The organism is Novosphingobium sp. PY1 (assembly GCF_017312445.1).
In the GTDB taxonomy this organism is placed as follows: domain Bacteria; phylum Pseudomonadota; class Alphaproteobacteria; order Sphingomonadales; family Sphingomonadaceae; genus Novosphingobium.
Genome location: NZ_BLTI01000001.1, coordinates 199,072 through 218,097 on the forward strand (window position 1 = coordinate 199,072; position 19,026 = coordinate 218,097).

The 19,026-nt window shown below is 61.8% G+C and carries 22 protein-coding genes and 1 tRNA gene; 13 read left to right on the forward strand and 10 right to left on the reverse strand.

What is annotated here, in order from left to right; translation table 11 throughout:
• Positions 1-92 precede the first annotated feature (92 nt).
• The 4 genes from J3474_RS00960 (at position 93) to J3474_RS00975 (ending at position 3,300) form a co-directional block, all read left to right on the forward strand.
• The gene (locus J3474_RS00960) at positions 93-1,010 is read left to right on the forward strand and encodes a DMT family transporter (protein ID WP_207092794.1); all 918 of its coding nucleotides are present in this window, start codon (positions 93-95) and stop codon (positions 1,008-1,010) included.
• A gap of 4 nt (positions 1,011-1,014) precedes the next feature.
• The gene (locus J3474_RS00965) at positions 1,015-1,563 is read left to right on the forward strand and encodes a pseudouridine synthase (protein WP_207092795.1); all 549 of its coding nucleotides are present in this window, start codon (positions 1,015-1,017) and stop codon (positions 1,561-1,563) included.
• 189 nt (positions 1,564-1,752) lie between these two features.
• Complete coding sequence (locus J3474_RS00970) at positions 1,753-2,529, forward strand: hypothetical protein (RefSeq protein WP_148274948.1); 777 nt, start codon at positions 1,753-1,755, stop codon at positions 2,527-2,529.
• 99 nt (positions 2,530-2,628) lie between these two features.
• The gene (locus J3474_RS00975; protein WP_013832260.1) at positions 2,629-3,300 is read left to right on the forward strand and encodes a glutathione S-transferase family protein; all 672 of its coding nucleotides are present in this window, start codon (positions 2,629-2,631) and stop codon (positions 3,298-3,300) included.
• Positions 3,301-3,431: 131 nt separating this feature from the next.
• Here the strand turns inward: J3474_RS00975 and J3474_RS00980 are convergent, their stop codons facing one another.
• The gene (locus J3474_RS00980) at positions 3,432-4,394 is read right to left on the reverse strand and encodes a complex I NDUFA9 subunit family protein (RefSeq protein WP_207092797.1); all 963 of its coding nucleotides are present in this window, start codon (positions 4,392-4,394) and stop codon (positions 3,432-3,434) included.
• Positions 4,395-4,643: 249 nt separating this feature from the next.
• Here J3474_RS00980 and J3474_RS00985 point away from each other — a divergent pair.
• From J3474_RS00985 to J3474_RS00995, 3 genes are all read left to right on the forward strand, one after another.
• A tRNA-Leu gene (locus tag J3474_RS00985) sits at positions 4,644-4,730 on the forward strand.
• Between the two features lie 220 nt (positions 4,731-4,950).
• Positions 4,951-5,400: an RNA methyltransferase gene (locus J3474_RS00990; protein ID WP_207092798.1), complete on the forward strand. Its 450-nt coding sequence runs from the start codon at positions 4,951-4,953 to the stop codon at positions 5,398-5,400.
• Positions 5,401-5,512: 112 nt separating this feature from the next.
• Positions 5,513-5,701 carry a hypothetical protein gene (locus J3474_RS00995; RefSeq protein ID WP_207092799.1) on the forward strand — a complete coding sequence of 63 codons (189 nt, stop codon included), beginning with the start codon at positions 5,513-5,515 and terminating at the stop codon, positions 5,699-5,701.
• 334 nt (positions 5,702-6,035) lie between these two features.
• Here J3474_RS00995 and J3474_RS01000 read toward each other — a convergent pair whose 3' ends face one another.
• Together J3474_RS01000 and J3474_RS01005 are read right to left on the reverse strand one after the other, a co-directional pair.
• Positions 6,036-6,458: a DoxX family protein gene (locus J3474_RS01000; RefSeq protein WP_013832262.1), complete on the reverse strand. Its 423-nt coding sequence runs from the start codon at positions 6,456-6,458 to the stop codon at positions 6,036-6,038.
• A 158-nt stretch (positions 6,459-6,616) separates the two neighbouring features.
• Positions 6,617-7,378: an energy transducer TonB gene (locus tag J3474_RS01005; RefSeq protein ID WP_207092800.1), complete on the reverse strand. Its 762-nt coding sequence runs from the start codon at positions 7,376-7,378 to the stop codon at positions 6,617-6,619.
• 191 nt (positions 7,379-7,569) lie between these two features.
• On the opposite strand from J3474_RS01005, the gene J3474_RS01010 reads away from it, so the two are divergent.
• Positions 7,570-7,839, forward strand: coding sequence for a GlsB/YeaQ/YmgE family stress response membrane protein (locus J3474_RS01010; protein ID WP_041558772.1), 270 nt, complete (start codon positions 7,570-7,572; stop codon positions 7,837-7,839).
• A 242-nt stretch (positions 7,840-8,081) separates the two neighbouring features.
• On the forward strand, positions 8,082-8,684 hold the full coding sequence (locus J3474_RS01015) for a superoxide dismutase (RefSeq protein WP_013832263.1): 603 nt from the start codon (positions 8,082-8,084) through the stop codon (positions 8,682-8,684).
• Between the two features lie 126 nt (positions 8,685-8,810).
• On the opposite strand, the gene J3474_RS01020 is transcribed toward J3474_RS01015, so the two are convergent.
• Positions 8,811-9,359 (reverse strand): sigma-70 family RNA polymerase sigma factor, encoded by a 549-nt coding sequence (locus J3474_RS01020; RefSeq protein WP_013832264.1) that lies wholly within the window; start codon positions 9,357-9,359, stop codon positions 8,811-8,813.
• A complete protein-coding gene (locus J3474_RS01025; RefSeq protein WP_139383950.1) occupies positions 9,352-9,537 on the reverse strand; it encodes a NepR family anti-sigma factor in 186 nt (61 codons plus the stop codon). Before J3474_RS01025 ends, J3474_RS01020 begins: the two co-directional genes overlap by 8 nt.
• A gap of 247 nt (positions 9,538-9,784) precedes the next feature.
• Between J3474_RS01025 and J3474_RS01030 the strand changes: the two genes are divergently transcribed.
• Entirely contained in the window at positions 9,785-11,449 is a 1,665-nt protein-coding gene (locus tag J3474_RS01030) for a CHASE domain-containing protein (protein WP_207092801.1), read from the forward strand.
• A gap of 101 nt (positions 11,450-11,550) precedes the next feature.
• On the opposite strand, the gene J3474_RS01035 is transcribed toward J3474_RS01030, so the two are convergent.
• Positions 11,551-12,345 (reverse strand): response regulator, encoded by a 795-nt coding sequence (locus tag J3474_RS01035; RefSeq protein WP_013832266.1) that lies wholly within the window; start codon positions 12,343-12,345, stop codon positions 11,551-11,553.
• A gap of 473 nt (positions 12,346-12,818) precedes the next feature.
• On the opposite strand from J3474_RS01035, the gene J3474_RS01040 reads away from it, so the two are divergent.
• The 3 genes from J3474_RS01040 to J3474_RS01050 are packed head-to-tail and all read left to right on the forward strand — an operon-like array spanning position 12,819 to position 14,206.
• The gene (locus tag J3474_RS01040; protein ID WP_013832267.1) at positions 12,819-13,469 is read left to right on the forward strand and encodes a sigma-70 family RNA polymerase sigma factor; all 651 of its coding nucleotides are present in this window, start codon (positions 12,819-12,821) and stop codon (positions 13,467-13,469) included.
• Entirely contained in the window at positions 13,444-13,902 is a 459-nt protein-coding gene (locus J3474_RS01045; RefSeq protein WP_013832268.1) for a response regulator, read from the forward strand. The genes J3474_RS01040 and J3474_RS01045 overlap by 26 nt, the downstream gene beginning before the upstream one ends.
• 25 nt (positions 13,903-13,927) lie before the next feature.
• Entirely contained in the window at positions 13,928-14,206 is a 279-nt protein-coding gene (locus J3474_RS01050; protein WP_207092802.1) for a hypothetical protein, read from the forward strand.
• A 140-nt stretch (positions 14,207-14,346) separates the two neighbouring features.
• On the opposite strand, the gene J3474_RS01055 is transcribed toward J3474_RS01050, so the two are convergent.
• The 4 genes from J3474_RS01055 to J3474_RS01070 form a co-directional block, all read right to left on the reverse strand.
• Positions 14,347-14,823 (reverse strand): pyridoxamine 5'-phosphate oxidase family protein, encoded by a 477-nt coding sequence (locus J3474_RS01055; RefSeq protein WP_242528122.1) that lies wholly within the window; start codon positions 14,821-14,823, stop codon positions 14,347-14,349.
• A gap of 158 nt (positions 14,824-14,981) precedes the next feature.
• The gene (locus tag J3474_RS01060) at positions 14,982-15,464 is read right to left on the reverse strand and encodes a hemerythrin domain-containing protein (protein ID WP_013832271.1); all 483 of its coding nucleotides are present in this window, start codon (positions 15,462-15,464) and stop codon (positions 14,982-14,984) included.
• 160 nt (positions 15,465-15,624) lie between these two features.
• Entirely contained in the window at positions 15,625-18,219 is a 2,595-nt protein-coding gene (locus J3474_RS01065; RefSeq protein ID WP_207092803.1) for an HWE histidine kinase domain-containing protein, read from the reverse strand.
• Complete coding sequence (locus tag J3474_RS01070) at positions 18,212-19,006, reverse strand: biliverdin-producing heme oxygenase (RefSeq protein WP_242528123.1); 795 nt, start codon at positions 19,004-19,006, stop codon at positions 18,212-18,214. Before J3474_RS01070 ends, J3474_RS01065 begins: the two co-directional genes overlap by 8 nt.
• Positions 19,007-19,026 lie beyond the last annotated feature (20 nt).

The following is a 19,026-nucleotide window of genomic DNA, read 5'->3' on the forward strand; positions in this document are numbered from 1 at the left end:
CGTGAGCGCGCTGCCTGTTCCCTATGCAGGTGCATGGACGGATGCAATTTTTGCCATGTACGGCGGGGCCTGTGCACCGCTAGGGCGCGACGATGGCCACCACCGATACATCTCCCATGCCTCAGCTCCGTCCCGGTCACGACTGGACGGCGCGGCACGTCGCGGCGCTGCTGCTTGCCAATTGTGGGCTGGCACTGGGGCCGTGGCTGGTCCGGCTTGCCGATACGGGGCCGGTCGCGGCAGGGTACTGGCGGCTGATGATCGCAATGCCCTTCGTGTTTCTGCTCAGCCTGCGTGAACCGACCGTGCAGCGCCGGGTTGGCGGCATGGCCCTGTTGATCGTGCTGGGGGCGGGCGTGGCCTTCGCGCTGGACCTGGCCGCGTGGCATGTCGGCATCGTGAGGACCAAGCTGGGCAATGCCTCGCTGTTCGGCAACGGCGGCAGCGTGATCCTGATGGCCTGGGGCCTGATCGCGGCGCGGCGCCGTCCGCACCTGCTGGAACTGGCGGCGATCATTGCAGCGCTGATCGGGGCCGGGCTGCTGATGGGCGGTTCGCTGGAGATCAGCCACGCTAACTTCGTGGGCGACCTGTTTTGCCTCCTCGCGGGTTTCTTCTATGCCGTCTACATCCTCATGCTCAATTCGGTGCGCGGGCGGCTGGGGCAATATTCGCTGCTGTTCAATTCGATGTTCGCCAGCGTGCCGCTGATGCTGCTGATTGCCTGGCTGCTGGGCGAGCAGATCGTGCCGGGTAACTGGACACCCCTGATTGCGCTGGCCTGCACCAGCCAGCTGATCGGGCAGGGCTTCCTCGTGTATTCGCTGCGCCACTTTCCGCCGCTGGTCATCGGCCTTGCGCTGCTGACCCAGCCCGCGATTTCGGCAACGATCGGATGGCTCGCCTTCGGGGAAGCGCTGACGCCGGTCGATGTGATCGGCATGGTCCTTCTCGCCGGGGCGCTTGCCATGGCCAAGGCGGGCGACCGCCCCCCAACTGCAAAGGCATGATCCCTTGGCGCGCCTGATCCTCTTCAACAAGCCGTTCGATGTCCTTTCGCAGTTCACCGACCTGCGTTCGCCCACGCCGCGCGCGACTTTGTCCGATTTCATCGATCTGCCCGGCGTCTATCCCGCAGGCCGGCTGGACCGCGACAGCGAAGGGCTGCTGCTGTTGACCGACGACGGCCGCCTGCAGGCGCGTATCGCCGACCCGAAGTTCAAGCTGGCCAAGACCTACCTCGTGCAGGTCGAGGGAGAGCCTGACGAGGCGAGCCTCGAACGCTTGCGCGGGGGCGTGGCGCTCAAGGACGGGATGACCCGGCCGGCGCAAGTCGAGCCGATCGATGCGCCCGACCTGTGGCCGCGCAATCCGCCGGTTCGGTTCCGCAAGACGGTGCCGGATCGCTGGCTGCGCCTGACGATTCGCGAAGGGCGCAATCGCCAGGTGCGGCGAATGACGGCGGCCGTAGGCCATCCGACCTTGCGCCTTGTGCGCTGGCAGGTCGGCGACTGGACGCTCGATGGCCTCGCTACGGGTCAGTGGCGTGAAGTAACTGTCTGAATTGACCTGAAGTACGGCTGAAGTTGAGAACTCATCGCAACTTTGAGTCTCATCAATAGCCTTTACCTGTTTATTCTCCTCTGTCCGAAGCGGGGACAGTTACCATTCCTGTCTGGCAATCAGCCCGCAAGTTGCTGTAATGCGTATGGAATGGGAAGGGATGTCAAAATTGAACTTGATCCCGCTTTCGTGATCAAGGCTGAGGAACTGGCGGTTCTCAACTATCTCAAGTCGAACCATCCGCGGCCGTTGCTTCTCGAATGGATCAATCGCGGAACAGACCAGAAGATGCAGCGATCGAGCATCGAAATGTTGCTGCGCACGCTCACGCATCATGATGTGTCGCCGAGCGTGGCGCGCCTGCATCATTCATCGGGGCTGCGGGCGACTTTCGCGTCGAGTCAGGATCGAGACGAATTCGCCCAGGCATTCGCCAGTGCACGGGCGGAGATGGGCATGGCCAAGCGCCATCTCGTTGCAGCGCTGTTCGACCGCCGGCGCGATGCCGAGCGCGTCGTCGCTGATCTGCGGGATGCCGGGATTCCGGAAGATTCCATCTCGCTCCTTTGGCGGGCAGGTGATTTCGAGGATGCCGACCAGAGCAGGGTGGCCGGGCACACCAAACGCAGCGTCGCTGCCGCTGCTGCCGGCGGCGGCCTCGCCGGTGCATTGCTGGGCGTCGCGGTCCTTACGATCCCGGGGATCGGTCTGGTTGCGGCTGCGGGTGCCATTGCCGCCAGTTCGTTGTCCTCGGTCGCTGCCGTCAGTGCGATCATCGGTGCAACCGGCGGCGCCATGGCCCGCATGCTGACCGACCAAGACGTCGACGGGCGCGAAGCCAACTACATCGAGCGCCAGATCCGGCAGGGAAAGGTCTTCGTTTCGGTCGATACGCGCATTGCCGAGGGACAGAAGGATCTCGCCCGCCAGATCATCCTGCGCAACGGCGGCAAGACTACCGGCTAACCGACATCGGCCCGGTCGCGCAGTTATCCACGCGTTCATGTGGGCGGAGATTCCATGCCGGGTGGACGCTGACCGGCAGCTTTGGCATGCGGGATGATCATGTGGCACATCTTCCAGTTTCCGCTCTGCCCCTTCAGCCGCAAGGTCAGGCTGCTCATGGCGGAAAAAGGCATTGCCTACGAACTGCAGTCAGCCCGCCCCTGGGAGAACGAAGACCGCCTCTTCGCGATGAACCCGGCCGGACGCACGCCCGTGATCAAGGAAACCGATCGCAACATCGTGCTCTGCGACAGCCGCGCCATCTGCGAGTATTTCGAGGAGACGGTCGACCGTAATCCGCTGATCAGCGGCACGGCCCAGCAGCGCGCCGAGATCCGCCGCCTGATCGCGATGTTCGATGAGAGCTTCTTCAACGACGTCTCCGGTCCGCTGTTGCATGAGCGGATGAAGAAGCGCCTTGTCCTGCGCCAGTCGCCTGACGCCAAGATGCTGCGCGAGGCCATGAAGCTGGCGCACGACTATCTCGACTACATCGATTTCCTGATCGACCACCGGCCCTGGCTTGCCGGCTCGACGATGACGCTGGCCGACCTGACCGCGGCCGCGCAGATCTCCGTTGCCGACTATCTCGGCGGTATCGATTGGTCGAGTCACGAACAATCGCGCGGCTGGTATCTCGTGATGAAGTCGCGTCCCAGCTTCCGTCCGCTGCTCAGCGAGCGCATGGAAGTCATCCAGCCGCCAAGTCACTACGCCGAAGTGGATGCCTGATTATCTGGCCTGATGGCCAGTGCGGCGCAGGCATCCGCCCGCGCCTTGCGGGCACCAGCCCACGCCCCCACNNGTGGGGGCGTGGGCTGGTGCCGCTAGCCAGTCACGGATGTGACTGGCATACTCGACAATTACGCCGCCGACTTGGCGCCGAAGCGGCCGTGCTTGCGGAACTGGGTGGCCCAGCGGTCCAGGAACAGGCCGAGCGGGCGCGGAGATACGCCGAGTTCGGCGATGCCGGGCAGGTCGCCGCTGGCGACGCTTCCAGCCTTGAGCAGCTTGAACTGGTCGCTGGTGATCGGCGCGCCCGGCAGCCAGCCGGTGGCAGAGGCGATCAGTTCGGACACCGAATCGGGCAGGGCGATGAAGCTGCGCGAGCGGCCTTCCGCCTTGGCGATGCGCTGGTTGAGTTCCAGCATGGTGATGACCTCGGGGCCGCCGATCTCGTAAGTCTTGCCGCCGTGCGCGGCGGGGTTGCCCAAGGCATTGGCAATGGCTTCGGCCGCATCGTCCACGAACAGCGGCTGCAGCTTCGCTTCGGGTCCGAACACGGGAAGGGCCGGGAAGGTGCCGATCAGGCGACCGAACATCATGACGAAGTTGTCGTCCGGGCCGAACAGCAGCGAAGGGCGCAGGATCGTCGCGTCCGGAAACTCCGCGCGGACCGCTTCCTCGCCTTCCGCCTTGGTGCGGGCATAGTCGACATCCGAATCGGCATTCCCGCCGATGGCCGAGATGTGGACGAACGCCGATGCGCCGGCGGCCTTGGCCGCAGCGGCGATCGCGCCCGCGCCCTTGCCCTGCAGCGCGTCCAGGTTGCCGGAGAAGGCGCCCACCAGATTCACCACTGCATCCGACCCCGCAAGCGCGGCTGCCAGCGAATCGGGCCTGGTTACATCGACCCGGGCGAACTGCACCTGTCCGAGGTTGCCCAGCGGCTTGATCGCATAGGCTTTCTGCGGATTACGGCTGGCAATGCGCAGGCGCGCGCCGCGGCTCAGCAGTTCCTGGGCGAGGTGACGGCCGACAAATCCGCTGCCTCCAAGGACAGTCACGATCTTACCGGCAAGAGAATCGGTGGGGCGTTGGCTCATGGTCAGGTTTTTCGTCCTTCGAATGCCGCGCGGGGAATGGGGAGGACCCGCGTCGCTACGCATGATTTTTGCCATTGGCATAAGCCCCCCGTCGGGGCAACCGGCCAAACGCTCTTGTTTGCCCAGCCGATCTGGCAGGAAGTGAAAAACAAATGGCATTTGTGGAGCAAAGGGCGTTGACAAGCTTCCGGCCAGCCCGTAGTGGCGCGCTCCTACCTAGCGGGGATCGCAACGCGGCACCCCGCCCGTGCCCAGATGGCGGAATTGGTAGACGCACCGTCTTCAGGTGGCGGCGCTCGCAAGGGCGTGGAGGTTCGAGTCCTCTTCTGGGCACCACTACTCACCTAAGCATTTGAAATGCTTAGGTTTTGAGTGAGAGAAAAGTCTCCAGACCACCTTCCAGCCCACCTTTTGGTGCACGCCATCCCCAGTGCATGTTCGACAAGTGTTCTGGTGGTTGCTACTATACGGTAGTAGTGACGTTAATAGCCTTGCGACTAGAACACTTACCACTCGCAAGGCGGTAAGTGTTTTGGTTTGCTTAACAGCTATAACAATGAAAAAGGGATATTTTGGGATTGGTATATACCAAACCAAAGAGCAGGATAATGTAGGAACGCTTTGGCGCTCAGCGATGAACTTTGGAGCGGACTACATTTTTACAATCGGAGCCCGGTACAAGCGACAGCGGACGGATACTACTAAGACCTGGAGAAACGTACCACTCTTCGAGTATCGAGATTGGAACGATTTCAAAGCCCACATACCGAGGGATGCAGAGTTGGTATTCGTCGAGCAGACGGAGGACTCGAAGCCTCTCGAAACCGCCGCCCACCCGAAGCGCGCAATCTACATTCTTGGAGCCGAGGATTACGGGGTGCCGACCGAGCTGATGCGCGGGCATCAAAAGGTCCAGATTGACACTCCAATGTGCCTCAACGTTGCCTCAGCCGGGAGCATCGTGATGTATGACCGCCACCTCAAGGAGATGCGCGCGAAACCATAGATGTGGAGAAATCAGCCGTCAGGATTGACGGCTTTTTCGTACCCTCATAAAATCGAACGTCAGTGAGTTTCACCTCGCCAGCATGACGGGAAGTTGCACGCAACTTCCCGTCATGCTGGCGAGTGCGGCTTGCGCATTAAAGCGCAAAATATTGCGCGCAAGTCTACGAAAAGTCAATGAATTTTTATTCTTCTGGCTCTGGCGTGTCCGCTTCCGGGTCATGGCTATTCTCGCTTTCATTATGGCGAAAGTGCTGGATGCTTATATCGGTGCGATTATTTCTAGCATTTTCATGCAGTAAGGGCAAGAAAAACCACGAAATTCCGCCGTTTTTGGACCTTCGGATTGCCGTATCTAGTCCACCATCTAGTCCACCATCTAGCCCACCTTCTGGCGTGCGCCACCATGCACTTCCATGAGGTGGCATGAGGAGGTCGCACAAGGAAACTCAATCACTTAGCGGTCAGCATGAGTCGCTATGGTTCGAGTCCCTGTGCTTCTTCTGGGCACCATTTTCCTGAGAAAACAGCAAGTAGCGTGAGCGGGTTTCGGCCCGCTCTTCGCTTTTGCGTGCACAGGGAAAAGGCGCCGGTCACTCGGACCGGCGCCTTCCTGAGTTCAGGTTTGGGCGTATCTTACTTGCGGGCGTCGAGGCTCAGGCGGCCGCCGCCGAGGGCGACGACGTTGAGGAGGCCGCCGGCGATGGCGATGTTCTTGAAGAAGTTCAGGAACTGCATCTGGTCGCCCAGCTGGTTGTGAAAGAGCACTGCGGTCACGACCGAGAACACTGCAAGGAGCAGCGCGATCGCGCGGGTACGGTAGCCGACGATCAGTGCGATGCTGCCGACGATTTCGACAAGGATGGCGGCGATCAGGCCGAGCGTGGGGAAGGGCAGGCCGACCGAGGCAATATAGCCAATCGTGCCGGCGGGGTCGGTGATCTTCGAGGTGCCGGCGAGAATGAAGATGACGGCGATGGCGATGCGTCCGACGAGGGCGAGGACATCGTTGCTCGAGGAGGCGGGACGGGTAGCGGTTTCGATTGCATGTGCAGCCATGGGAATTCTCCGAGATTTTCGTAGCGAGCCCCTGTGGCTCGTTGTGAGCCCCTATCTATGGTGCAACGGGTGTCCGAAGAATTGGGATAAAACCGATCCAGATGTTCGGCTTTTTCGAATGCGGAGACACTGCCCCGTGGTTTTGAACTGGACGCGGCTCAATCGGTGACGTCGGACCACCCGTGGATCTCGGTCATGACGAAAGGCACGGGATTGCCCATTCCATCCCTCGCGGGCTTGAAGCGGAAGCGCTCGGTGATTGTGCGGCAGGTGTGCGCGTCGAGTTCAGGGCGTCCGCTCGAGACGAGAATGCGGCACTGGCAGGCGTGACCGTCCACGCCGATGCGGTAGCGCAAGGTCAACTCGGCTCCCTCTCGCGATTGCCTGAGATCCCGCGGGAGATCAGAGAAATGGAGCTTGCCGCTGACCTGCCGGGGAAGCGTGGCCGGCCGACGGTAGCCGTTACCGCTGCCATATCCCTTTCCTGCAAAGCCGTCACCCGATCCGGTGCCGCTGCCGCCCGATCCCAGACCGGGGCCATCGCGATCGGACGCGCCTTCATTTGCGGCCTTGCCGCTGTCAGGTTCGGGCGCGGCAATCAGCGGCGGCTCCGAAAGAGGAGGCCTGAGTGTCTGCGGGGCGACGACGGGGCTGGCCTTCGCACCGTGATCGGGCGGTGACGTGGCTCCCCGGTCCGCCTGCGCAGGGTCTGGGGCAGGAGTGGGAGAGGGGCTGGGCGTTTGCCTTGGCTTGGGCTTTTCAGGAAGTTCGCGGATCGGAAGTACAGCTTCCAATGCGGCAGGCAAGGAGGGCAGGGGCAAGCTGACGGCAAGGCCGGTCACAAGCGCTGCCAGTCCGCCGGCTACGATCGTGGCGGCGGCCAGTGCGGCGAACGTTCGTTCTCGGCGCGGGGCGTACATGACGGCTTTCCTGATCGGCTTCCTTATCATTTGGAACGAGGCAGCCCCTCGATCAGTTTCGTCTTCCGAAGCGATACCATGACGGGCGTCACCTCAAGTTGTCGATGCGATGAGCCGTTGTTGACTGTCAGGAACCAAGCGCTTGCCGGCCCGTTGAACAAGTCGATCAGACAATTATCGGAGACGGAAAAATGACATTGATCCTTGTTCTACTTGTCGGCGGTGTAATTGGCTGGCTGGCAAGCATTCTCATGCGTACCGACGCGCAGCAGGGCATTCTGCTCAATATTGTTGTCGGTATCGTCGGTTCGCTGATCGCTGGTTTCATCATTACGCCATTGATTGGCGGAGCGCCAATTACCAGCGGTTCGTTCGACCTTCTTTCGCTCTTCGTCTCGTTCCTGGGTGCGGTCGTTCTGCTGGCGATCGTTAATCTCTTCCGTCGCGGTTCGGTCCGCTAAGAAGCTGGGTCAAGACCAGGTGCGACGCGCTCCGGGATCGGCCCGGAGCGCGTCGGCGCATGTCCGAAGCGTGCGCGCCAGGCCTAAAAAAGTCGGGCGGAAAAGTGAAAATGTCGCGTTTATATGCTTGAATTACCGGACTTGAGACCAGACATAGCCCCCCGTATCCATCGGCACCCCCGGCACCAGTCCGCGCGGGTGCCTTCACCAAGCAATTGACAACCGGAACAGGAAGAATTGCCATGACCATTGCCCTCATGCCGCTGCCTTACGCACAGGATGCGCTCGAGCCGCACATCTCAGCCAAGACCCTCGAGATTCATCATGGCGCTCACCACAAGACCTACGTCGACAAGCTGAATGCTGCCATCGAGGGTACCGACAATGCAGGAAAGTCGGTTGAAGAAATCACCAAGTCGGCTTCGGGCCCGCTCTTCAACAATGCTGCCCAGGTATACAATCACGGCTTCTACTGGCACTCGCTGAGCCCCGAGAAGACGGAGCCCAGCGAAAGCCTCGCAACCGCCATCAAGAACGACTTCGGTTCGATGGACGCATTGCTCGAGGCGCTGACCAACGAAGCGGTCAACCACTTCGCGTCCGGCTGGGCCTGGCTCGTCGTCGATGGCGGCAAGCTCAAGGTCATTTCGACCCACGACGCCGCGACCGCGATCACCTCGGACGTGAACCCGCTGCTCACCATCGACGTGTGGGAGCATGCCTACTACATCGACCAGATGAACAAGCGCCCGGCCTATGTGAAGGCGGTTCTGGAGAATCTGATCAACTGGAAGTTCGCGTCGGACAACTTCGACCGCGGCACTGCCTGGAATTACCCGGCTTGAGATTGGTTATCGCGCCTGCCACGCCTTGAGCGGCAGGCGCGAGACCAGCGTGATGAACAAGAAAGCCACCCTCGCGAGGGTGGCTTTTTTTGTCTGCAATCGAGGAGAGCGGCCTTGCCCAGGAAGTCAGCCCGAACGGCGGGCCCGGGGTTCGGCCGTCAACTCCGGCTCGCCATCGAGCATCCGTGCAAGATCCGTGCGCGCACGCGCGACCCGGCTCTTCATGGTGCCGATCGGACAGCCCGCAATTTCGGCGGCTTCTTCATAGCTGAAACCCGACGCGCCGATCAGCAGCACCGCCTCGCGCCGTTCAGGAGCCAGCTTCTGCAGGGCGTCTTCCATGTCCGAGAGATGCAGCGGGCCTTCCTGGTCAGCCTCCATCACCAGCATGCGCTCTGCCGCGCCTTCGTCGAGGTCGGTGCTTCGTTTGGAGCGGCGCAGCTCCGAAAGGTAGTGATTGCGCAGGATAGCGAAGGTCCACGCTCGCATGTTCGTGCCGGGGGTATAGCGTTCGCGGGCCGTCCACGCCTTGATCGCCGCTTCCTGCACGAGGTCGTCGGCAAAGTCAGGGCGACCGGAAAGGCCGCGAGCAAAGGCGCGAAGGTGGGGCAGGACAGAGAGCAATTCCAGGCGGAATGCTTCGTCGGCGGCGTTATGCTCCGTCCGGTCAGGCATCGCCGCCGCCGTCGAGCTTCTTGAGGAGATCCTTGAAGCTGTCCGGAAGCGGTTCGTCCACCACGGAGTTATAAAGCTTCCTCAGCCCACCGGCCCATCCGGGTTCATCCCCCCGTCCGGATGCCGGCGGCATCGCGGGAATTGCTCCCGGTTCGCCTTTACCTTTGGGCTGATTCAACACTAACTCCTATACCCTGTGACTTTTGGCGGATTTGTGCGGGGCGGGTCAAGGCCGAGGTCGCTGTCGCGATCGGCCTGTCTCGTAACGACACCAAATGTTGCCGAAGTCTGCGCAATTTACTTCTACAGCAGTGGAACCATTGACTGCGCGTGTGGTTCCCTCGAATGAAACAGAGTCGAATGAGTGTTGCGAGATAGCGCGTCGGGTCGCGTTGGCGCGTTTTCAAAGGGCCGGGAATTGCGGGGTGATTGACCAGGCTTTGCTGGACAGAGTGAAGAAGCAGGCGTGGTTTCACAAGTTTCCGCGTGGCTGGCCCTTCCTGCTTTTCCTGATTGCCAGCATCACGACCGCGGTGTCCGTCATGGCGATAGAGCGCGCCGACCGGCTGACCCGGCAGGTCGAGCTCGACCGCAATCTGACAGAGATATCATCTGCCCTGCAGCGCCGTGTCACCGAGAATATGGCACTCCTGCGTGCCGGTGCCGCGCTCTTTGCCTCGCAGAGCGAGGTCGATCCCGAACAGTTCAAGGAGTTTGCCAAGGATCTGCAGGGCAACGGCAGCCTTTACGGCTCGCTTGGCATGGGCTGGGCGCCGCTCGTACCGGTCGACAACCTGCCCTTCATCGAGGTCGCCCAGCAGGAGAACGGCCGGCTCGATTTCATCGTCCACCCCCGTCCGGAACCCGGGCAGGAGTATTCGACCCCGATCGTGTACCTTGAGCCCATGTCGCGGGTGAACCGCACCGCTGTCGCCTTCGACATGTTCTCCGAACCGGTTCGCAGGTCCGCGATGGAAAAGGCGATGAAGCTGGGCAAGCCGGTCGCCTCGGGTAAGGTCCATCTCGTGCAGGACAGGGGCGATCTCGATGCCGCAGGCTTCCTGATCTACATGCCGGTGATCATCAAGCAGGGCCGGGGCCGCGGCGTGAAGGGCTTCGTCTACAGTCCGTTCCGGGCCGATACCTTTCTCTCTTCGGCCAGCGAACTCTACCGCAACGATCGCATCGAAGTGGCCATCTACGATGATCATGTGTCGCCGGAAACCCTGTTGGCCGACCGGCGGGCCGAAGGTACGAGCGGGCCGACGATGGAGCGGCGCATCGACGTCGGCAGCCATTCCTGGGTGGTACAGGTAAGCGACAAGCAGGCGGGCCTGCTTTCTCCGCTTTCGCGCATAACCCTGTTCTTCGGCGCACTCGCTTCGCTGATGGTCATGGCGATCGGTCGCTTCATCACCAAGCGCGCGGCAGAGGATCGCCGGGTGCTCGAATGGCTTACCAGCCAGGCTTCGATCCGCGATTCCCTGACCCGAGAGCTCAATCATCGGGTAAAGAACACACTGGCCAACGTGCTGTCGATCGCGGCGCTGACCCGCCGCCGTTCAAGCGACATCGACGATTTCACCGAGAGCCTGACTGCCCGCATACGCGCGCTTTCGGCGACGCATGACCTGCTTTCCCGTTCTGACTGGAGCAACGCCGCGCTCGAGGACATCGTGCGCTCCGAACTTGCGCCTTACATGGAAGGCAACGAAAGCCACGTCGAGATGGCGGGGCCGGACATCAAGCTGGCTCCGAACGACGCGATGTCCCTGGGTCTGGCGATCCACGAACTGGCAACCAATGCGGCCAAGTACGGGGCCCTGAGCACGCCGAACGGGCGCATCCACATCGATTGGAAGCTGATCTCGCCACATCTGGTTGAGCTGTTCTGGCGCGAGGAGGGCGGTCCCCCGGTCGAGGCGCCCGCGAAGCGCGGCTTCGGGCGCGACCTGATCGAGAAGATCGTGGCCCACGAGCTCAAGTCCGAAGTCGATCTGCAGTTCAACCGCGGGGGCGTCGAATGTACGCTCAAGGTTCCGGTGCGAGCCTCGCGTGAATTCGCCCTGCGCTCTCAGCAGCAGGGTTGATCGCGGGCAGCCGGGGCCAGTCAAGCCTCTTTACGCAAGAGAAACCCCTCCTGAAATGAGGAGGGGTCGTTCCTGAGGCCGATGCGCTCTGGCGGCGGGCGTCAGGCCAGCGGCTTGCTAGACCCGAAAAAGAGAGCCTGGCTGATCGCAGCGCGTACGGTGGCTTCCTGGAACGGCTTGGTGACCAGATAGGTCGGCTCGGGCCTTTCGCCGGTCAGCAGGCGCTCGGGATAGGCGGTGATGAATATCACCGGCACGTCGGCGAACTTGAGCAGATCCTCGACCGCATCGATGCCCGAGCTGCCGTCCGCGAGCTGGATGTCCGCCAGGACGAGGCCGGCCGGGTGACGTTCGAAGATCTCGACCGCCTGGGAATGGGTGGCGGCCGTGCCAACGACCTTGTGGCCCAGTTCCGACACGAGACCTTCGAGCTGCATCGAGATGAGCGGCTCATCCTCGATGATCAGCACTTCGGTGGCGCTTTCGGCATCGATCTCTGCGATCGCCTGGTCGACGAGCACGTCCACGTCGACGGGCGAGACGCCCAGGATGCTGGCGGTATCGTCGCGCGAGAAATCCTCGACCGTCGTCAGCAGCAAGGCCTGCCTATGCGTCGGTGCGATCCGGGCGAGACGGGTCTGGGCCGCCTGCTCATGGCGTTCGCCCGCGCCGACCAGGCCTTGCTGCTCGACGTGGCCGGTCGACCAGATGCGGGTGAATGCGCCATAGAGGGCAGCGCGGCTTGCCGCGATTTCGTCGCGCAGGGCGTTGTCGGCCAGAGCGGCTTCCAGCGTCGCGCGTACGTAAGTGTCGCCCGACTGCTGCGACCCGGTCAGCGCACGCGCATAGCGGCGCAAGTAGGGAAGGTTGGTGGCAATCTGGTCTGAGACGGACATTCGCATACCTCGGCAATGGGAACATTTTCCCGTGTGGTGCAAGAATAGATCTTTGACGCCTTCTTGACTGGTTCAAAGGTCTGACGGGGCAGGTCGACAAGGGCAACCGGAAAATTTTTTTCGATTTGACTCATTTTCGGGAACTCTTTCGGTTCCTCCACGTTTGCGCAGTATCACCACTGGCTCCCCACCTCCCCCCGCAACCCGGTGGTGACCCGATCCCGGAGGCCTTCGTTCACCACAGCGTGAACGGAGGCCTCAATGTTTTAAAGGCATGGTTGTTCCCGGCAAGACGCGGAATATTTCTCGGCGCCTTGCTTTTTTGCAAGCGCGACTAACTGCCATAATTTGCTATTTTTCAATCACATATGTGCGGTAAAGCTGCCGCTTACGTGGCCTGCATCCCGCTTTCGGGAACTTTCGCGCTTCGGCTGGCGTTGGTTTGCTGAGAGACAATGATGGAGGGTCCAGTAATGTCAGAAGCAGCCCAAGCAGGGAGCGCTCCCGAGCAAGAGACTGCCACGGCACTCAACGACCGTGATTTCAAACGTGCCCTGGCCGAAGTCGCCCCGCACCTGCGTGCCTTCGGGCGCGGTCTGTGCGGATGCCGCGACCGGGCTGACGATCTGGCGCAGGAAGCGATGCTGCGGGCATGGGCGGCACGCGACCGCTATGCGGCAGGCACCAATTTCAAGGCATGGATCTTCACGATCCTGCGCAACCACTTCTACAGCGAAGCGCGTCGCGCCCGCTTCCATGGCGATTATGACGAAGTGGCGGCCGAGCGCATCCTTCGCGCACCAGCCACGCAGGAAAGCTCCGTCGAGCTGGGCGATGTCCTGCGCGCCCTTACCGCCATTCCCGAATCTTATCGCGAAGCGCTGATCCTGGTTGCTGCCGGCAACCTGTCCTATGAGGAAATCGCCGGGATTTGCGATATCGCCCTGGGGACGGTGAAGAGCCGCATCTGCCGCGCGCGCGCCATGCTCGCCAATGTCATCGAATCCGGCCAGCTTCCGGACGCGCGCCACGATTTCGTTCTGAAGGGCGATGCCATCGACGCGTTCTTCGAAGAGCTGGTCAAGATTGCGAATGCGGATGACGTTGAAAGTCTTGCCGCCTGAAGAGGAAAGCCTGACCGTGGGCGCCAGTTTACCAGATTCTGCCAAGGTCCTGATCGTCGAGGATGAATTCCTGCTCGCTTTGCAGTTGGAAGACATTCTCGCCGATGGTGGCTACGCGGTTCTCGGAACAGTTCCCGATACGGCATCGCTTGCCAAGCTGGGTGAGGCCCCCGACATTGCGCTGGTAGACCTGAACCTGCGTGACGGACTGACCGGCCCGGCAATCGCCCGCGAGCTTGCCGGACGTTATGGCGCCCGCGTTATCTACGTTACGGCCAATCCGGCGCAGATCGACATGCCGGCCGATACGGCCGTGGGGATCGTCCAGAAGCCGTTTTCGCGCCAGAGCATATTGGCAGCGATCACTTATGCGCTCGCTGGATGCCCGGAGGCCGGGCGACCGCGCGAACTCGAACCCCTGCGACAGGTTTGACCCACCTGGTGGAAAGAGTGCCGGGATGAGCGATTTCTGGTTGCAGGCAATGCAATATTATGGCGCCGCCGCGGGTACGCTGGCGGCGCTGATCGTTTCACTCAACCTCGGCCGGAAGTGGACTGGTGCTGGCTTCGTAATCTTTGTGACCAGTTCGATGGCACTGATTGGATGGGGTTTCCTCGACGACGACGCGGCCGGGATAGGCACGCAGAACCTCGTCCTCTTCGTCATCAATTGTATCGGGGTATGGCGTTACCTGCTCTCGCGCCGAAGCGACCGCGCCGATCCGGCGCAAGGCTGAAGTCCCGAGATTCCCGGCTTCAATATCAGCTTTGGTTCTGCAGGACGGGCTCGTGCAAGCTGCCGGGTACAGCTACGGCTAATGGCAAGGGACGCGAGAAGCGCACGTTCCCGCGTCCCCCTTGTTCGCGGTGTGAGGGATCAGACCGCGCCAAGCACGTGATCGCCGGCCTGCGAGGGATCGATGGGGCGACCGGTGAGCAGATTGAATGCACCCTTGACGCCGATATGCGCCGTCCAGACTTCCGCGTCGTCGATATCGAACCGCAGCATGATGACGTTGGGGTCGTCCTTGCCGTTGGGAAACCAGGCTTCGGTCGCGTGACTCCAATGCTTGGTGCGCACGGCGGGGTCGGTTTCCTCTACCAGCAGGCCGGAAAGCGAAGCGAAGACATCGTGCCGCAGCGTGGCGACCTGGCCCATGGCCTTGCCGCCCCGGGCGATGCGATTTCCGCGCTTGGCGAAGAACCAGATTGCGTGATGCGCTTCCTTGTCCAGCTGCGCCGTCATCGGCTCGGCGTGACCGGCGGCCTCGTTCAGACGCATCATGACCACGGGGCTGGAATGGAAGGCGTTCCAGAACGTCTTGCGGATTTCCCGATCCATCTGCTTTTCCATGTCACCTCTCCTCGGATTATGTCGATTCAACGCGCCGGGGCCGCATGCGTTCCCCGAAAGCGCAAAGGGCCCTCCCGACGCGGCTGGCAGCGGGAGAGCCCTTTTCTGGCCTGCGTTAATGGACGCGTGCAGCAGGCATGCGATACGGCATCGAGTGTTTATTCGCGCTCGTCGCCAGGTCCGTCCTTGGCGGCCATTTCCAGTTCCTTCGGCTTGCGCTTCTCGAAGATGGCGGCGATCTTCCTTTCTTCCTCTGCAGGCAGGTCCTTGGCGGCCGCAGGGAACATGTCTTCCTCCTCCTCGTCGATGTGGTGGAGGTAGCGGTGGCGCATGTCCTTGAACTTGGTGAGCCAGGCGCCCGAGCTCATGTCGGTGTCCATCAGTTCGGCAAGGAAGTCATCGATTTCCTTGTGCTCGGAAACCGAGTGACGGGCTTCGTCGCGCAAATCGGGATCGGCCAGCATCGTGGCGTAAAGCGATTCTTCTTCGGCGGCGGCATGGGCCTGCAGTTCCAGGCGCAGCTCCTCGAACAGCGCGCGGCGTTCGTTGGAATCGCCCTGCGTTTCGCCCAGTTGCTCGAGCATCTTGCGATGACGGTCGTGGTCTGCCTTGAGGTCCTGGAATATGCGTGCGTCTGCCATGGATCAGTCCTTGCATCTGTGTGGCGCAGAGTGGCGTGGAATTTCCGCGCTTGCCTGGACTGGAAACGACCGAACCTCGGGAGATGTTCCCTTGTAAGGGCGGGCCGGCGGTCAGTGGTCGCGAGAACACCGCACCTTGCCGATCGCCTTTTGTCCCCGATCAGTTCCTACCGGCCTCTTCCTTGCTGGCCGTGCGACCCTGCAGGAGCCTGGCGATCGCGGAGCGGACTTCGCGTTCGCCATAAGGCTTGGTGACCACCGGGACCCCCTTGAACGCGCCGGCCTGCAGCGAGCGTTCGCCGTAGCCGGACGCGAAGATAAAGGGCACGCTGCGTTCCTGCAGCGCTTCGGCGATGGACTCGCTGGTGTCCTTGCCCAGGTTGATATCGAGCATGGCGAAAGCGATCTTAACGTCCTCGATCGTCTCGAGCGCAGCCGATACCGAACCCGCGATGCGGCAGTCGGTAAAGCCGAAAGAGCGCAACACGTCCTCGGCCTCCATGGCGATGATGACGTTGTCTTCGACGATTAGCGCGGTGCCGCTCATGAGATGTCCTGCCATGTCGGTCGCCGAAGGCGGCTCTCCTTGTATTTCTCGCGGCGCGGCCGAAGGTGTAGCGAAACTCGAAACGTGATCGGGTGGGATCAGGAACATCGCGCGCAGGCCATCCTTGGGATAGACCAACGATGCCGAGCCCCCCAGCTCGTGCGGAATGGTGCGCTCGATGATCGTCGAGCCGAAACCGCGCCTTGTCGGCTCGGCCACGGGCGGGCCGCCGCTTTCGCGCCAGTTGATCTCCAGCGAACCGTCGTCGCCATGGCTGAGCATGATGTTCACCGTGCCCGACGAATCCGACAGTGCACCGTACTTGCACGAATTGGTCATCAGTTCGTGCACGACCAGGGCAAGCGTGGTGAAGGCGCCGGGAGCGATCAGTGCATCGGGGCCGTCGATGACGACCCGATTGGCGCTGTTGGAAGCATAGGCGGCGGTCTCGGTGCGGATCAGTTCGTAGATGGAAGACGGCGACCAGTCGGTCATCGTCACCTGATCGTGTGCGCGGGCGAGGGCATGAATGCGGCTGCCGACTATCTCGGCGAACTCGTCGATCGAGCGCGCCCCTTCCTTGCTCTGGGAGACGAGGCCACGGATCAGGTTGAGGATGTTGCGCACGCGGTGGTTGAGTTCGGCGATCAGCATGTCCTGCTGCTGGCTTGCCTGCTTGCGCTCGACGTTGGCGGCATCGGCGAGGCGCAGGACGACCTCAAGCAGGGTGATGCGCAGCGATTCCGCGGCAGAACTCTCCTCCGAGGTCCAGGGGCGCGAATAGCCGCGACGTTCCTCCTTCCAGATCTCGAAGCTCTTGCGCGGGGTCAGGCGCACGCCATTGGGGCCGAGTTCGACCGCCTTTTCGGGATTGCCAGCCCAGTTGACCTGCCTCAGCTGTTCCTTGCGAAACAGTACGATGTAGTCGCGCGGGGTGCGCGATACCGGAAGCGTCAGAAGACCTGCGGCCTTGTCAGCCCATTCGCGGGCGGGTTCGAAGATCGCGGCAATATTGTCGGTCGACCAGACCGTGCTCGCGCCGGTTGTGTTGAGGAAGCGGGCCAGTTCGATGAACTGTTCCTTGTCGGGCGCATCGCCGTAGGCAATGAACTGGCCGTCGACGTAGCCGATGACGCCGTCGAAATCGATCACGCGCCCGATCGATTCGGTGAATTCGCCGAAGGCTTCGAGCAGGGTCCCGCCGCCAGCCACGCGCGACATGATCTCATCATGCAGACGCATCGAATCGGCGCGCTTTTCCAGTGTGAAGTCGGTTTCCTTCTGGTCGAGCAGATAGGCGAAGAATTCACCGAAGAGCTCGCTCGCGGTGCGTACCGAATACGACAGCACCAGGGGCGAGTAGTGGTGGCAGGCGATCAGGCCCCACAACTTGCCCCGGCGCATGATCGACACCGACATGGACGCCTTGACGCCCATGTTGCGCAAGTATTCGATATGAATGGGCGATACGGCGCGCAGACCCGACATCGAAAGGTCCAGCGGATCGCCGTTGGGACCGCAGGTGGGATGGATCGGCACCGTCGGATCGTCGACATTGCTGATGATGCGCAGCATGTTGCGCGCGTAGAGGCGCCGTGCCTGGGCGGGAATGTCCGAAGCGGGGAAGTGCAGTCCCTTGAAGCTGTCGACCATGCCGTTGAGGCTTTCTGCCACCACTTCGCCGGCACCGTCGCCCTCGAAGCGATAGACCATGACGCGGTCGAAGCCGGTCAATCCGCGCAAGTGCCGCGCGGCGCTGGCGCAAAGCTGCTCGATCGTGGCGGAATCGCGCAGGCGATCGATCATCGGGCGCACGTAACTGACGTAGTCGCGGCGACGGCCGCCCTCATGCGGCTCGATTTCGAGAATGTAGGAACGGCCCGACTGATGGATGGCGGTATCGAACAGCCGACCGTCGCCCAGCAGGTCGACTTCGAAGATGCGCTCCACCGAGTTGGCGCCGTTCAGGATCTGCAGGCGCGTGCGGATGTCGTGCAGGGCGCTGCCTGACAGGAAGTCCTTGGCCATGAGGCCGACCAGATCGCGTGGGTGTTTTCCGAAAAGCTCTTCGCAATTGAGCGAGGCATGGTTGATGATCCAGTCGCTGGAGAACGACAGGAGCCAACCGAAGCTCTGTATCCGGCCGATTACGTGAATGGGTTCCAGGTCACAGGTGGTAAGGTCCACCTGATGTGTGTCGTCAGCCATCAGCCCCCGTTTCTATTGTGTTCTTTCGGCCTGCACTGACGGCGAACGCGCTGGCGAATGATGAAAAAGCGGCCAACGCGGCGGCCGTGACGGCCTCGCGTTCACCTTGATCGAATGTCCGGCCCTTGAGCCAGGGCATCAGTGTCTTCCAGACGGCATGACCACTTTCGTCTTCCATGTATCTGCCTGGAGTGGCCGAAGTGGATTGCTCGCCCCAGTAACCCTGCTTGCGAAGAACCGCCATGCCGAGCCGGGAGCCGGCAACGACATAGCCCACGCCGACTGGCGCAGACGGTGCCTGAAGCGCCGGATCGACCGCCAGCTGCGGCAGGTCGTCCGGATCGTCGCCCAGGGATCTGAGGTCTTCGCTCAGCATCGCCGGGTAATCCGGGCAATTCATGCCCAGTTCGCTCTCGACGAAGTTGCGGAAGACGGGGAAAAGGGGCCCCAGGCCGATCGCATGGGCGCTGAGAAACCGGGCCAGACCGTCCCTCTCGGAAAGGTCCAGCGCGCCGAATGCACCGTCCAGTCGGGCATGAGCCTGCGCAGTTGCTGCGCGTAATTCCGCCAGCATATCAGGTGCTTCAGCATTATTCATAGCGGCGCACATAGTGGACTCGACTTTCGGGGCGAAGACATTTGCAGAGACAGGGGGCACCCCATCGGTGTGGTTGAATTCGTAAATCTGCGAAATGTTCCTGCGTAACTCTCTAACAGCATCTTGCTGCCCCGTCTGTTCACTACCGCACGCTTGCCGCGGGAACATTGCGCAGCCCTTGGTGTTCACACTTGCGAACCTGCTGCGAG